The following is a 13,724-nucleotide window of genomic DNA, read 5'->3' as shown; positions in this document are numbered from 1 at the left end:
TTATTAATCTATGAAAAGGAGCCATAAGAAATGGCTCCTTTTCATATTTCCTCTAATTTATTTTTGAACTAAATTGTTAGTTACCATTATTATCTAATTCACTTTCCAAAAAGAGCTATTAATGCTTTTACAATTAAAACTACAGAGAAAAGAATTACAATTATTACTCCAATTACTATTAATACAGTTGCTAATGCTGCAGGTATGATTGATGTTGATACTAATGTTGGAAGGATGATTAAAGCAAATCCGCATAGTATTGCATAGAAATACTGAAGATTCATCTTCTCCACCTCCTTAAAACAATATATGTACAAACCTTCCGTTGGTGAAGAAATTCCGCACAAAAGGGTAATGGCACCAGAAATACAATTGAATACAATACAAAACAGAGGAAATGATAATAAAGATAATTTACATCCTAATTCAAAATGCAGATTGAAACAAAATGGAGGAATATCCATGAAAAAAACTATTCTTATTATCCTATCCTCGTTTTTAATTGTGACACTATCAGCTTGTAGTACGAAAAGTAGAAATACTGGGAGTGATAAAGACGGAAAGAATACACTATATCAAAATATCACAAAAAAAGGCATTATAACCATTGGAACGGAAGGTACATATTCTCCTTTCACGTATCATGATAGTAGCGGAAAGCTGACAGGGTTCGATATTGATATTGCAAATGAAGTGTGTAATAGACTAAAAATAAAACCAAAATACATCGAAACAAAATGGGATGGAATGATAGCGGGTTTGGATGCAAAGAGATATGACATGGTAGCCAATGAGGTGGCTGTAAGACCAGATCGTCTAAAGAAATACGATATGTCTGATCCATATATTGTTTCAAAGGCTGTCTTAATCGTTCGAAAGGACAACAACAATATCAAATCTTTGAATGATTTAAAAAGCAAAAAAGTAGGTCAATCATTAGATAGCAATTATCGGAAGATAGCGGAAGATCATGGGGCAACGAATACAGTTGTAGATGGGTTTAATCAAGCTATTGATCTCATTACATCGAAACGGATTGACGCCACTATAAATGACAGCCTTTCCTATCTTGATTTAAAAAAGCATCGACCTGATATACCTGTAAAGGTAGTATACGAGGAAAAGCAAGCCACAAGTAATGCCTTTTTATTCCGGAAAGGTAATAAAGACTTAGTAGATGGTATAAATAAGGCTCTTGCAGATATGAAAAAAGATGGCACTTATTTAAATATTTCAAAAAAATGGTTTGGGACTGACGTATCGAAGTAAAGGATTGGAGAAACTATGTTTACAAGTGATCGTTCAGAACATATAATAGGGATCCTTCGTGATGCCTTTTTTCCTATATTAAAAGCAGGTTTATATTTTACGATTCCATTAACATTAATTACATTTGCATTAGGTTTATTATTAGCGTTTTTAACCGCGCTAGCAAGGATATCTGATATTAAAATTTTCGACGTTATTGCACGTTTTTACGTTTGGATTTTCCGAGGAACACCTTTAATTGTACAATTATTCATTTTATTTTATGGATTTCCGAGTATTGGGATTACTTTAAATCCCTTTCCAGCTGCTGTAATCGGATTTACTCTGAACGTTGGAGCGTATGCTTCTGAAATTTTTAGAGCTTCCATTTTATCGATTAATAAAGGACAGTGGGAGGCAGCATTTTCGATTGGGATGGCAAAATCACAAGCGATGAAAAGGATAATATTGCCCCAAGCTATGCGTGTTTCAGTTCCTCCATTAGGAAATACTTTTATTAGCTTAGTGAAGGATACATCCTTAGCTGCAACAATTACGGTAACTGAGATGTTTCAAAAGGGGCAAGAAATTGCGGCGGCAACGTATGAACCATTGTGGTTATATATAGAAGTGGCATTAATTTATTTAATTTTTAGCACTGTGTTATCTTATGTCCAAACCACACTTGAAAAACGTTATAATCGTAGCATAGCAAAATAATGGAGGAGCCATCATGATTACGATTGAAAAACTCTTCAAGAAGTTTGATGACCTTGAAGTTTTAAAAGGAATTGATTTAACACTTGAAAAAGGAAAAACTGCCGTTATTATCGGTCCTTCAGGTTCCGGGAAAACAACTTTGCTTCGGTGTTTAAATTTATTAGAGATACCAGATCAAGGCAAAATAACACTTGGTAACATGGCGATGGAGTTTTCACCGTCCACAAAACACAAAGTACGTGACATTATGACATTTCGAAAGCAAACCGGAATGGTATTTCAAAGCTATAATTTATTTCCTCATTTAACGGCATTGGAAAATATCATGGAAGGACAAGTAGTTGTTCTGAAAAGGTCAAAAGAAGAAGCTAACAAAAAAGCGCTTTCCTTGTTAGAAAAAGTAGGTTTAAAGGATCGAGGAGAGATGTATCCCCATCAGCTTTCCGGTGGACAACAACAAAGAATTGGCATTGCCCGTGCGATGGCTATGGATCCGGAAGTGCTTTTATTTGATGAACCAACTTCTGCTCTAGATCCAGAGCTTGTAGGGGAAGTATTAAAGGTGATGAAGGATTTAGCACGTGAAGGAATGACTATGGTAATTGTTACACATGAAATGAAATTTGCCCAGGATGTCGCTGATCAAGTGATATTTATGGACCAAGGTATAGTAATGGAAAAGGGAACTCCCCACGAGGTATTTGAACAATCAAATAATCAAAGACTCATGCAGTTTTTAAATAAGGTAAGTATTAGATAAAAAACTAAATGTAGAACAGGTGATGAAGGATGAAGAAAAAGTCAACCGAAAAAGAAACTTCAACAAAACAATTGAATGAACATCATTCCCTTAATCAAAATACGATAGAGCATATGCCGAAAGAACCATTACCACAACCAAAAGATTATGATGAAATTGAATATTAATATAAGAAACGTGGAAGCGCCGCAGCTCTAGCGTACGGATGAGTGAAATTTGAAGTGTAATTTCACCGAGTGAAATTTGTACTCCCAATTTCACCTGAGTAGTCTTCGACGCAAGATTTAGGAAACACGGCGAGGGACGAGTCGATGTTGACTTATCGTAGGGAGCTGACGTAGAAATCCGCTAGCCGATAGGCGCTGAGCTAGACAAAGATAAAACTGATTTAATTAATTTTTATACAAATTTTATATTTTCCTTTGTATAAAACCTCTTATCTTTCAAAAGATAAGAATAAATCTTATTGAAAGGTAAGGGTACGCTATGTCCAACCAAGAACTAATAAATTTTTTGAATCAAGAATTATCTAATTTCAATATTATGTATGTAAAATTGCATCGATATCACTGGTTTGTACAAGGAAGGCATTTCTATTCTTTACATCAATTATTTGAGGATTTATATAATGAAATGGCACCCGATTTAGATGAGATTGCAGAAAGGATCTTATCGATAGGTGGAAAACCGTTAGCAACTATGAGTAAATATTTAGAAGAAACGACACTTGTAGAAGCCTCTGCAGATGATAAGGAAAATGAAATCATTTCACAATTAATGAAGGATTATCGGCAAATGGTAGATGAAATGAAAAACACTGGGGTGAAGCTTGCAGAAGAGGTAAATGACGCCCCAACAGTAGACTTATTAAATGAACTCCAAGCAAAATTTGAAAAACATTTATGGATGTTTGGTGCACTAACTGCATATGAATAAGTTTAAAACCGGAACTAAACAAAGACTAGTTCCGGTTTTTATTTTCATCTTTGAATTTTTTTACTTTTCTTGATAAAACGAATTAACATTATTCCAACGATTATATAAATGACGACCATTATACTGAGAATAGGAATCCAGATATTACTCATGTTCACTGCTCCTTTATGTATTCTTTCTACATTTTAGGTGTTTTTTTAAAATATGAAAAGGGTTAGATAAAAAGAGTCCAAGTTTATCTTGAATTTAGCGCTGCTTCTAAAATAGCTAAAGATAGTGGATGGTCGTCAATAATATATTGGACTTGATCTGGTTCCACCCAAATACGTGCTACGGATTCATTCTCACGTAAAAATGGCAAACAATCTGTAATTTCCATTCGATAGAAAAGTTGGTATCCAACTAATGGGTATTTTCCTTTTGGATCAAACAGAGAATTTTCTTTATGATTCACTTCTAATGCACCAAGATATTGTATCTTTCCTTTCACATAACCTTCTTCATATGCTTCACGATGAAAAGCCTGTTCTGGTGTTTCATGTAAATCAATATGTCCGCCAGGCATATTAAAGCCGCGATTTTCAATCCGTACTAACATAATTTTTTCATTGAAAAAACAATATCCGTGAACACTAGTTACGAGTTCATAACTAGGAGACTCGTTAGGTAGCCAAGTTAATTTGATATGATGACCATTCCAGTTTACATAAGTATGAACCATAGTATGTTCCTCCATTCAATATGGAATGATATATGATGTGCTATATTTATTATTCTTGGATAAAATATCAATTTCCTTTATAGATTTCATGAAAGATGTGGCAATCTTTTTACATTTGAAGTAGAGGATTAGTCGATTAAAGGAATAATAGAAAGGTGTGTAGAATATGACAAGAATAAGACCAGCTTTTATGGATAGTCCATATTTTGTTGATGAACCAGGGAATTGGCATTTAAAGCCCGGTGCACCAGAAGAGCTTCAAATAGAATTAAATGAATATTTGCAAGCATTAGAAGACGAGAATGTTCCTGGTACAATATATGGAAATCATATTTCCTATCCGTATGATGATTAGAACCGTAACGGAGAAATCCTATTTGGTTTCTCCGCTTTTTTATTCCACAAAAGAAAATTAACAGTGTTGTTTAATTATATAAAGGGAAATTTTAAAAATAGTTATGAAAAAAATGGAGGCAAGCACGAATGAGTATTTATTCAGAATCCGCACGATTAATAAACGGGGAAGAAGTATATATGTCTGACTATAAAGGTAAGGTTTTATTAATTGTGAATACCGCTAGTAAATGTGGATTTACAAAGCAGTTTGAACAATTACAGGAATTATACCAAAAATATTCACACAGAGGTTTTGAAATCCTAGGTTTCCCATGCAATCAATTTGGAAGTCAAGATCCTGGAACTAATGTGGAAATTGCTGAATTTTGCTCTATGAAATATGACGTTACATTTCCAATGTTTGAAAAGGTGGAAGTAAATGGACAAAATACACATCCAATTTATAATTATTTAAAATCCCATGCCTCAGGTATTTTAGGAACAAAAAATATTAAATGGAACTTCACAAAATTTTTTATTAATCGCTATGGAGAGGTGGTTGGTAGATATGCTCCAAATACTACACCGGATAAATTAGAAAATGAAATAGAAAAACTTCTATAGTAGGATAAGGGGTGGAGCTTGGATAACTTGGTTACCTCATTTAATCTTAATTGAATTTATCATAAGGAAAGGAAATGCAACCAAGCAAAAAGTGATTATTCATTAAAATAAGTAAGATGCATATTAAATGATCTTTGAATGAAAAATAAAGCTACAATATTATTTCCTTAAATACATCATAGTATCATGAACGTATATTGGTACAATTCTATATTTCTAGAAAATCTTTTCTATTTATCTATATGTAACGAAATGTTATGATAGTTTGCGTTGTATGAAAATAGATAGATAGAGGGATATTATATGAATATAAAGAAAAAAATTGCTTTTATAGGGGCAGGCCCAATGGCTGAATCCATTATTTCAGGTTTAATAAATGGACAGATCATCCCGGCTAATCAAATATATGTTCAAAATCATCGTAATAAAGATAGACTGTTAAATTTACAAAAATACTACCATATTAATATAGATCATTTTGATATTGAAAAAATGGATATTGTTGTATTGGCGATGCAACCGAAAAATATTAAACAAGCATTAGAATCTATAAAAGATAAAATAAATGCAAATCAATTAATCATATCCGTGGTTACTAGCGTGTCAACAATGTTTTTAGAGGATTTCCTTGGCAAACAACCACAGATTATTCGAGTCATGCCGAATACTTCGAGTACAGTCGGTGAATCTGCAACTGCATTATCCTCCGGTAAATATTGCTTAAAGGATTCTGTTTCTGTAGCAATGGAAATTTTCAGAGGTATCGGTGAGGTATTTGAAATCGAAGAAGAGCATATGGATATTTTTACGGGTATTGCTGGAAGTGCACCAGCCTACTTTTATTCATTAATGGAACAAATGGAACAAATCTCTATAAAAGCAGGATTACCAAAAAACATGGTACGCTATATAATCGCACAAACTGTATTAGGATCAGCAAAGATGGTGATAGAACAAGAAGAGTCATTTGCTGAACTTATTGAAAACGTTGCTGCTCCTAATGGCCCAACTGCAAAAGGTTTAGAAGCACTTGAAGCTTTTGGGGGAAATAAAGCAATTACAGAGGCAGTTAAAGCAACTTCTGCTAGATCACAAGAAATGGGAGAACCTTTTTCGAAAGAATCGTTGGAAGTATACTGAAAACAAGCAGGTTACTTTAAAAAAGTGGCTTGTTTTTTTTGCTCTTTTTCACCAAGCTAGTATCTATATTTCAATTTTGTGAAAAGTGTTATAATAAATGCGTAAGTCTTACACTTTTACTAAGTTTTACAAGAGGAGGACATATGAACATGGTTAAAACCGGTACTACTTTCAAAGTCAATGCATTTACCGTCGAACGCGGAAAAATCAAAGAATTTGCGATGGCTATTGGTGATGATAATCCTCTATATAATGATGTTAGTATTGCCAAAGAGCAAGGTTTCCGCGACATTCCGATTCCACCAACTTTTCCAACTGTGATTGAGATGTGGAGTGGGTTAGATTTTGAGACGTTAATTCAAGAATTAGAGCTTAATCCATTAAGAGTTCTGCATGGAGAACAGGAATATGAGTATATAGAAGATATTTGTGCAGGTGATCAGATTAACTGTTCCGCAAAGATTATTTCACATTCTGAAAAAAGGAAAATGAAATTCATTACGATAGAGAATCAATTTATATGCGAAGGCAAAGTTGTGTTAATTTCCCGTTCTAACATTATAGAAAGAAATGAATAAGAAGAGGTGAGGAAATGAACCAGTTAGAAACGATTAAAAAACAACCAATTACGCATACACAGCTTGTACGATATGCAGGCGCATCTGGAGATTTTAACCCTATACATACAGTTGTTCCAATTGGAGAGAAGGCAGGTTTGGGTGGAGTAATTGCCCATGGAATGCTAGTAATGGGAATGGCAGGAGAGGCATTATCGAAGTGGTATCCAAGACAATATATAAGAAATTTCAAGGTGCGTTTTTCCGCTATGACCAAACCTGGAGAAAAATTATCGATTGAAGGAATGATTGATGGGGAAAAAACAGTCAATGAAGAAATACGGTTACATGGAAAGATTTTTGTGAGAAATGAATTAGGGGAAGTAAAATTAAAAGGTCAATTCGAAGTGAAAAAGCCATAAAAATTTATTGATGTTCACTATCAAGGTCGGTGAACATTTTTTCTTTTTTTCGGATTAAGTAGAAAAAGCTTGGCAGAGGCGCTACCTTTTAAGGGAACCAACTCCTATCAAGAGTTAGTTGTGCTACATTATTTTTGACATTGTTTTTAAACAAAGAGTATAGTTTTATTTATGAGCACTGTTTTTTTGAAGGAGAGAGGTATTTAAATGGATTCTAGAGATTTTCGTAATGCCATGGGGAATTTTGCAACCGGAATTACAGTTGTTACTACTGAATGGAATAATGAGGTATTTGGTATTACCGTTAATGCATTTATGTCTGTGTCACTTGATCCGATGTTAGTGGTTGTTTCCATAGATGAACAAGCGAATATGTATGACATAATTCAGAAAACGAAAAAATATGCGATTAGTATTTTAAAAGAGGATCAAATCAATTCCTCCATGATATTTGCAGATCAAGTACCACGAATAAACAACATAGAATTCGATCGTCAAAATGGTCAGCCCGTTTTACAAAATGCTTTAACAACTATCACATGTGACGTTCAAGACATGGTAAAGGCTGGCGATCACATGTTGTTTATTGGAAAAGTAAACGACCTTTCTATACAAGAAGGGAATCCACTATTATATTTTGGCGGTAATTATCGGCAGTTAAAGGACATCCATTAAGGTGTCCTTTTTCTATCCGACAAAAAATGGCTTGAAGATAATAAATACCTTTAAACTTCCGAATGTTTGTTCCTCCATCTAAAGACGGAGAAGAAATAGAGCATAAACAGGAGGACTTTGTATATGAATAATGTATAATTATTTTAAAGGTTTAAAATATATCGAATATTTAACCTTGACTAAAATTGCAGGAGGTAATATATGCTTAGTCAATCATTAGTTCAAGACGTGTTAAACGCTGCTTTAGCAACAGGTGGAGACTTTTCGGAAGTGTTTGCGGAAGATCGATTTACAAATTCCATCCATTTACAATCAGGAAGAATCGAAAAAAGCATATCCGGACGTGATTATGGTGTAGGTATTCGTGTATTTAAAGGATTGCAGAGTGTATACGCTTATACTACTGACTTTTCCAGAGACGGAATGCTTAAAGCAGCAAAAAATGCAGCTCAGGCTATTAAAAGCGATGTACATATTTCACTAAATCCTTTAGTGAAAGAAACATATCCAATCGTAAACCCGATTATTCAATACCCATTAGAAGTAAAAAAATCTCAAAAAGTGGATATTATGAGAAAGGCATATGAAATCGCTAAAAACTATCATTCTAGTATTTCACAGGTAACAGTAAGGTATTTAGATGAAGAGCAAAACGTATTAATTGCCAATTCAGAGGGGAAATTTGTCCGGGACAAACGAGTAAGAGGAAGACTTGCCATTCAACCCATTGCCACACGCGGAAATAAAATGGAATCTGGCTTTTACGGTCCTGGTTCCTCACAAGGTTTCGAGTTCTTCGAAAATTTGAATCTTGAACATTATGCTGGTGAAGCAGCAAGAATTGCGGTCACTATGCTTGATGCAGACTATTGTCCAAGTGGAAAATTCCCAGTTATCATTGATAATGAATTTGGTGGAGTTATTTTTCACGAGGCATGCGGACATGGACTAGAAGCAGCATCAGTTGCCAAAGATAACTCCGTTTTCGCAAACCGGATTGGAGAAAAAGTTGCTTCTGATATCGTTACTTATATTGATGATGGAACACTTGCTAATGAATGGGGTTCTATCAATATTGATGACGAAGGGGAACAAGCAAGGAAAAATATATTAATTGAAAATGGAATTCTAAAAGGCTATTTAATTGATAAATTTAATGCAAGAAGGATGGGGATGGATTCCACAGGCTCAGGAAGAAGGGAATCATTCCGCTTTGCACCAACTTCCAGAATGACCAACACATTTATTGCTCCTGGAAAATCTACTCCAGAAGATATCATTGCGAATACAGAACATGGTATATACGCGAAATATATGGGTGGCGGTCAAGTAAGCCCTGCAACAGGGGATTATAATTTTGCCATCATGGAAGCATATGAAGTCAAGAATGGAAAGCTTGGAAAACCATTAAAAGGAGCAACACTTATTGGAAATGGTCCAAAAACATTGCAGTTAGTTGACATGGTCGGTAACCAGCTTGCACACGGAGCAGGAATGTGTGGTGCTTCGAGCGGAAGTATACCTGTTAATGTTGGGCAGCCAATGGTTAGAGTAAGTGAAATCACAGTTGGCGGAAGCAAGGGGGAGTAATAGGATGAATCTACAAGATTTTCAAGCAAAGCTTATTGAAGACGCAAAGCAAGTCGGGTTTTCAGATGTTGAGGTTTATTTCGAAAATAGTGAGGTGTTTGGCTGCCAAATCTATAAAGGTGAAATTGACGAATATGAAATTGCGGAAGAAGGCGGTATTTCCTTCAGAGGATTGTATAACGGAAAAATGGGGTACGCTTACGCTGAAAAACTTGCGGAGGATTCCATTCCATTTTTACTATCACAAGCAAAAGAAAATGCTCTTGTTATAGAGGATGATGATTCAGAAGAGATTTTTGCAGGAAGTGATTCGTATGAAGAAGGAAATTTCTTTTCAAGAGATCTAGAAAAAGTCTCCATCTCTGAGAAAATTCAATTGATAAAAGAGATTGAAAAAGAAATATTACAATATGATCCGCGAATAACAGGGACAGATATGTGTAGTCTTAAAAGCGTGCATACTACACGAGCACTTTCCAATAACAAGGGACTTACGTTACAAGACAAACAAAATTATCTGTTTTTTATGATCAATGCAATCGCTAAGGAAGGTCAAGAAACAAAAACCGCTTATAAATTTTTCACGGCAAAGGATTTCACGTCCCTTGACCCGAAACAAATTGCAAAAGAAGCGGCTGAAGAATCCTTATCATTTTTAGGGGCTAAGTCAATTGAAAGCAAAGACTACCCAATTTTCCTAAGAAATGATGCTGCAGCTCAGTTACTGGATACCTTTTCACCTATTTTTTCAGCTGAAAATACGCAAGCTGGGAAATCATTACTTAAGGATAAAATAGGGGAAAACATTGCAAATTCGAACGTTTCCATTATTGACAATCCTTTATTAGAACATGGATTGGCAAGCAGGACATTTGATGGAGAAGGGGTTGCGTCAAAGAAATTAGAAGTGGTGGAAAACGGGGTATTGAAATCATTGCTGCATAATCACAAGACAGCCAAAAAAGATGAAACTGTTACTACGGGTAATGCATCAAAGCAGTCATACAAGTCAGCTTTAACAGTTGGACCATCTAATTTTTATATTCAACCATCCTCCAAAAGCTTTAACGAAATATTGAGCACTATGGAAGAAGGAGTACTGATTACGGAATTATCTGGCTTACATTCGGGAACGAATCAAATTTCAGGTGATTTCTCTGTAGCAGCAAATGGTTTTTATGTGAAAGACGGAAAGATAGAATCACCAGTGAATCTAATGACGATTGCAGGTAATTTCTTCGAATTACTAAATAATATCGAAGAAGTTGGAGCCGATTTAATATTCCCATTCTATCATGTTGGTTCTCCATCCTTAAGAATAAGCTCATTATCCGTAACAGTAGAATAATCGAAAAAACGTCTCTCCGAATTTAATTCGGAAGAGACGTTTTTTCTCTCTAAGAAATATTTAGATACTAAATTTTAAAGGATTTTTTATAGTTTTTATCGAATAAAGATTCGATTACTACTTAGGAGTGATATACATGAAAGTTTGGTATGTAAGTTATGGATCCAATCTTTGTAGGGATAGATTTATGTGTTATATCCAAGGGGGAAAGCCAGAAGGTTCGGAAAAAGTGGAAAAAGGCTGTCGAGACAAAACGCCACCAATAGCAGATGAGAAAATAGAATTAAATTACCCTCTGTATTTTGCAAAAGAAAGAAGTAAATGGGGGAAAGGCGGTGTTGCTTTTATTGGTCATGAAAAGCTGTCGGATGTAAAGACAGTAGGTAGAATGTATTTAATCACAGATGAACAATTCGAGGGTGTCGTTGCGCAAGAAAATCATCAAGATCATCTCTCTATCGATTTACATAAAGTAATAGAAAATGGCTATCAAGATATCAATAATAGCTGGTATGGAAGAATCGTCTTTTTGGGATATAAGGATGGATCACCAATGTTTACATTTACAAATACAAAATCGATGAAAACCGAGAAGTTTTCCTTACCACCTTCTTCTTATTTAAAAGTCATAACAAGAGGATTAATGGAGGTAGGTTTAACAATGGAAGAAAGTATACACTATTTTAATCATTGCAGTGGTATAAAAGGAATTTTTACTTTGAATAAGCTGCATCAATATATTATTAGCGAGGATAGGCTGTGAAGAAGGAATATTTTTTTACATTAAAATTAGCAAAGATTTTTATGTTTTTACTTTTAAGCAGCACTTATTTTTCATTTATTAGTAAAGATGATTCATTTAGACTATTTTACATTATTGCAGCAATGATTATTTTTTTCGTGAATCATTTTATCCAATTTTCTTCAGAAAGATTTTCTGTACAATTGTTATGTATTGCTGTTGATTTTATTTTATGTGCAGGATTTGGCTTTTTCTTCGTAGAGGAAGGAAGTTTAATTTATTTGATTTTCTTTGGTGTTATTTCCACTAGAATATTTCTTACTTTTGATCAAAAAAAAATACTTTTTCTATTTTCAGCTATCTTCTTCGCAGTATGGATTTTAATAAGCACCGAAAAATTTGTCTTAACAAAGGAGTTTAATATAGGAGATAATATTTTAAACTTAATGTTCGTAGTATTTTGTGCTATCGTTGGAGGCTTAATACGAAATTTAATGAACGCAAGGGAAACGATTTCTAGCCAATTTCTTCAGTTAACCGAATCACATGAAAAACTAAGAAAAACGCACGAACAATTGAGTGAGTACTCCAAACAAGTGGAGGACTTAACAGTTATTCAAGAACGAAATCGAATTGCCCGTGAAATTCATGATACGGTAGGCCATAACATGACAGCATTACTAGTGCAAATTCAGTTAGCGAAAGAACTGTTAAAATTAGATTTAACTAAAGGTGAGGAAGTTCTTACCGTTTGCGAAAAATTGACGAGAAATTCTTTAGAAGAAATTCGTTTATCTGTACGTACCTTACGTGAAGACGATGCGCATAATACTGGATTCATCCCATCACTTCGGGAAATGTTGTCCGATTTTTCTGCTATGTCTAATGTAGAAACAAGCTTGAATGTTGTCGGTGATGTTACGTTGTTAACTCCATCTATCCAACCACAGATTAAAAGGGTCATACAAGAATCGTTAACAAATGCAAAACGGCATGGTTTCGCTACTTTTTATAAAGTTTCGATTACTATTTCTGAAAATGAGGTTTCTGTTGAAATTTTTGATAATGGCCAAGGAGTAAAAAAGGTTGTCCCAGGATTTGGCCTAAAAAATATGAAAGAAAGGATACAAGAGCATGGTGGCGAAATCTTTTTTGAGGGAAAAGAGGGTGAAGGCTTCTACATTACATTTTCGATCCCTTTAAAACAATTCAAATGGAATTCCTTGGAGGTATTAAGATGATTAAAATCATCATAGTGGATGACCAGCCCCTCGTTCGAGAAGGGCTTGGCTCACTTTTAAATTTAAGATCGGAAATTGAAGTGGTAGGAACTGCTGGTAATGGATTAGAAGCAATGAATGTGGCTCTTGAGAAAAGACCAGATATAGCATTAATGGATATTCGAATGCCCGTTATGAACGGAGTAGAAGGAACAAAAAAATTATTAGAAAAGATGCCAGACATAAAGGTATTAATGCTTACAACCTTTAACGATAGTGATCTCATCTACGATGCCCTTCATGAAGGAGCTTCAGGCTATTTACTAAAGGATATGTCTACTGATACCATCGTTCAATCCATCATGACAGTATACTATGGAGGCATCGTCTTACCAAAAGATTTTACTAATCAAGTATTGTTGGAGAAGCGATTGAAAGAATCGCCGAATGATAAGTCAGATGAAGTTCCTACTGTGATACAAGAGTTAACCGAACGGGAATTAGAAGTGTTAAAAGCCTTGGGACTAGGATTAAATAATAAAGAAATTGCCAATACGTTGTACATTACAGAGGGAACGGTAAAAAATCATGTTTCCAACATTATTCAAAAATTACATATTAGGGATCGAACGCAAGCAGCTATTTTTGCTGTACGTTATGGGATTACGACTTTCCAAATATGACT

18 protein-coding genes are annotated in these 13,724 nt (G+C 34.6%); 16 read left to right on the top strand and 2 right to left on the bottom strand.

Annotated features, from left to right (window positions below):
• Positions 1–98 precede the first annotated feature (98 nt).
• Complete coding sequence (locus AC3WJF_RS14950) at positions 99–284, bottom strand: hypothetical protein (RefSeq protein WP_492453536.1); 186 nt, start codon at positions 282–284, stop codon at positions 99–101.
• Positions 285–462: 178 nt separating this feature from the next.
• Between AC3WJF_RS14950 and AC3WJF_RS14945 the strand changes: the two genes are divergently transcribed.
• The 5 genes from AC3WJF_RS14945 (at position 463) to AC3WJF_RS14925 (ending at position 3,664) form a co-directional block, all read left to right on the top strand.
• Complete coding sequence (locus AC3WJF_RS14945; RefSeq protein ID WP_492453534.1) at positions 463–1,269, top strand: amino acid ABC transporter substrate-binding protein; 807 nt, start codon at positions 463–465, stop codon at positions 1,267–1,269.
• A 15-nt stretch (positions 1,270–1,284) separates the two neighbouring features.
• Positions 1,285–1,968 (top strand): amino acid ABC transporter permease, encoded by a 684-nt coding sequence (locus AC3WJF_RS14940; protein ID WP_492453532.1) that lies wholly within the window; start codon positions 1,285–1,287, stop codon positions 1,966–1,968.
• A 13-nt stretch (positions 1,969–1,981) separates the two neighbouring features.
• Positions 1,982–2,728: an amino acid ABC transporter ATP-binding protein gene (locus AC3WJF_RS14935; RefSeq protein ID WP_492453530.1), complete on the top strand. Its 747-nt coding sequence runs from the start codon at positions 1,982–1,984 to the stop codon at positions 2,726–2,728.
• A gap of 29 nt (positions 2,729–2,757) precedes the next feature.
• Complete coding sequence (locus AC3WJF_RS14930) at positions 2,758–2,895, top strand: hypothetical protein (RefSeq protein WP_492453528.1); 138 nt, start codon at positions 2,758–2,760, stop codon at positions 2,893–2,895.
• Positions 2,896–3,214: 319 nt separating this feature from the next.
• The gene (locus AC3WJF_RS14925) at positions 3,215–3,664 is read left to right on the top strand and encodes a Dps family protein (RefSeq protein WP_492453526.1); all 450 of its coding nucleotides are present in this window, start codon (positions 3,215–3,217) and stop codon (positions 3,662–3,664) included.
• Between the two features lie 235 nt (positions 3,665–3,899).
• Here the strand turns inward: AC3WJF_RS14925 and AC3WJF_RS14920 are convergent, their stop codons facing one another.
• On the bottom strand, positions 3,900–4,385 hold the full coding sequence (locus tag AC3WJF_RS14920) for an NUDIX hydrolase (protein ID WP_492453524.1): 486 nt from the start codon (positions 4,383–4,385) through the stop codon (positions 3,900–3,902).
• Positions 4,386–4,551: 166 nt separating this feature from the next.
• Between AC3WJF_RS14920 and AC3WJF_RS14915 the strand changes: the two genes are divergently transcribed.
• The 11 genes from AC3WJF_RS14915 (at position 4,552) to AC3WJF_RS14865 (ending at position 13,722) form a co-directional block, all read left to right on the top strand.
• Complete coding sequence (locus AC3WJF_RS14915; protein WP_492453522.1) at positions 4,552–4,740, top strand: hypothetical protein; 189 nt, start codon at positions 4,552–4,554, stop codon at positions 4,738–4,740.
• A 128-nt stretch (positions 4,741–4,868) separates the two neighbouring features.
• Complete coding sequence (locus tag AC3WJF_RS14910; protein WP_492453520.1) at positions 4,869–5,345, top strand: glutathione peroxidase; 477 nt, start codon at positions 4,869–4,871, stop codon at positions 5,343–5,345.
• Between the two features lie 303 nt (positions 5,346–5,648).
• Positions 5,649–6,485, top strand: a complete 837-nt coding sequence (gene proC, locus AC3WJF_RS14905) for a pyrroline-5-carboxylate reductase (RefSeq protein ID WP_492453518.1) — start codon at positions 5,649–5,651, stop codon at positions 6,483–6,485.
• A gap of 143 nt (positions 6,486–6,628) precedes the next feature.
• The gene (locus AC3WJF_RS14900) at positions 6,629–7,063 is read left to right on the top strand and encodes an FAS1-like dehydratase domain-containing protein (RefSeq protein ID WP_492453516.1); all 435 of its coding nucleotides are present in this window, start codon (positions 6,629–6,631) and stop codon (positions 7,061–7,063) included.
• A 14-nt stretch (positions 7,064–7,077) separates the two neighbouring features.
• Positions 7,078–7,464: a MaoC/PaaZ C-terminal domain-containing protein gene (locus tag AC3WJF_RS14895; protein WP_492453514.1), complete on the top strand. Its 387-nt coding sequence runs from the start codon at positions 7,078–7,080 to the stop codon at positions 7,462–7,464.
• A 207-nt stretch (positions 7,465–7,671) separates the two neighbouring features.
• Positions 7,672–8,139, top strand: coding sequence for a flavin reductase family protein (locus tag AC3WJF_RS14890; protein WP_492453512.1), 468 nt, complete (start codon positions 7,672–7,674; stop codon positions 8,137–8,139).
• A 201-nt stretch (positions 8,140–8,340) separates the two neighbouring features.
• The gene (locus tag AC3WJF_RS14885; RefSeq protein WP_492453510.1) at positions 8,341–9,729 is read left to right on the top strand and encodes a TldD/PmbA family protein; all 1,389 of its coding nucleotides are present in this window, start codon (positions 8,341–8,343) and stop codon (positions 9,727–9,729) included.
• 4 nt (positions 9,730–9,733) lie between these two features.
• The gene (locus tag AC3WJF_RS14880) at positions 9,734–11,077 is read left to right on the top strand and encodes a TldD/PmbA family protein (protein ID WP_492453508.1); all 1,344 of its coding nucleotides are present in this window, start codon (positions 9,734–9,736) and stop codon (positions 11,075–11,077) included.
• Positions 11,078–11,213: 136 nt separating this feature from the next.
• Entirely contained in the window at positions 11,214–11,840 is a 627-nt protein-coding gene (locus tag AC3WJF_RS14875; RefSeq protein WP_492453506.1) for a hypothetical protein, read from the top strand.
• A complete protein-coding gene (locus AC3WJF_RS14870; protein WP_492453504.1) occupies positions 11,837–13,060 on the top strand; it encodes a sensor histidine kinase in 1,224 nt (407 codons plus the stop codon). The genes AC3WJF_RS14875 and AC3WJF_RS14870 overlap by 4 nt, the downstream gene beginning before the upstream one ends.
• The gene (locus AC3WJF_RS14865) at positions 13,057–13,722 is read left to right on the top strand and encodes a response regulator (RefSeq protein WP_492453502.1); all 666 of its coding nucleotides are present in this window, start codon (positions 13,057–13,059) and stop codon (positions 13,720–13,722) included. The genes AC3WJF_RS14870 and AC3WJF_RS14865 overlap by 4 nt, the downstream gene beginning before the upstream one ends.
• The last annotated feature ends 2 nt before the right edge of the window (positions 13,723–13,724 follow it).

Source organism: Heyndrickxia sp. FW510-T9 (assembly GCF_058781025.1).
The sequence above is the reverse complement of the archived record's forward strand: the minus strand, read 5'-3'. Positions and strand labels throughout refer to the sequence as shown.

Bases quoted from the DNA above. Each gene is read 5' to 3' on its own strand.
- AC3WJF_RS14950 (WP_492453536.1), bottom strand. From the start codon at position 284: ATGAATCTTCAGTATTTCTATGCAATACTATGCGGATTTGCTTTAATC.
- AC3WJF_RS14945 (WP_492453534.1), top strand. From the start codon at position 463: ATGAAAAAAACTATTCTTATTATCCTATCCTCGTTTTTAATTGTGACA.
- AC3WJF_RS14940 (WP_492453532.1), top strand. From the start codon at position 1,285: ATGTTTACAAGTGATCGTTCAGAACATATAATAGGGATCCTTCGTGAT.
- AC3WJF_RS14935 (WP_492453530.1), top strand. From the start codon at position 1,982: ATGATTACGATTGAAAAACTCTTCAAGAAGTTTGATGACCTTGAAGTT.
- AC3WJF_RS14930 (WP_492453528.1), top strand. From the start codon at position 2,758: ATGAAGAAAAAGTCAACCGAAAAAGAAACTTCAACAAAACAATTGAAT.
- AC3WJF_RS14925 (WP_492453526.1), top strand. From the start codon at position 3,215: ATGTCCAACCAAGAACTAATAAATTTTTTGAATCAAGAATTATCTAAT.
- AC3WJF_RS14920 (WP_492453524.1), bottom strand. From the start codon at position 4,385: ATGGTTCATACTTATGTAAACTGGAATGGTCATCATATCAAATTAACT.
- AC3WJF_RS14915 (WP_492453522.1), top strand. From the start codon at position 4,552: ATGACAAGAATAAGACCAGCTTTTATGGATAGTCCATATTTTGTTGAT.
- AC3WJF_RS14910 (WP_492453520.1), top strand. From the start codon at position 4,869: ATGAGTATTTATTCAGAATCCGCACGATTAATAAACGGGGAAGAAGTA.
- proC (WP_492453518.1), top strand. From the start codon at position 5,649: ATGAATATAAAGAAAAAAATTGCTTTTATAGGGGCAGGCCCAATGGCT.
- AC3WJF_RS14900 (WP_492453516.1), top strand. From the start codon at position 6,629: ATGAACATGGTTAAAACCGGTACTACTTTCAAAGTCAATGCATTTACC.
- AC3WJF_RS14895 (WP_492453514.1), top strand. From the start codon at position 7,078: ATGAACCAGTTAGAAACGATTAAAAAACAACCAATTACGCATACACAG.
- AC3WJF_RS14890 (WP_492453512.1), top strand. From the start codon at position 7,672: ATGGATTCTAGAGATTTTCGTAATGCCATGGGGAATTTTGCAACCGGA.
- AC3WJF_RS14885 (WP_492453510.1), top strand. From the start codon at position 8,341: ATGCTTAGTCAATCATTAGTTCAAGACGTGTTAAACGCTGCTTTAGCA.
- AC3WJF_RS14880 (WP_492453508.1), top strand. From the start codon at position 9,734: ATGAATCTACAAGATTTTCAAGCAAAGCTTATTGAAGACGCAAAGCAA.
- AC3WJF_RS14875 (WP_492453506.1), top strand. From the start codon at position 11,214: ATGAAAGTTTGGTATGTAAGTTATGGATCCAATCTTTGTAGGGATAGA.
- AC3WJF_RS14865 (WP_492453502.1), top strand. From the start codon at position 13,057: ATGATTAAAATCATCATAGTGGATGACCAGCCCCTCGTTCGAGAAGGG.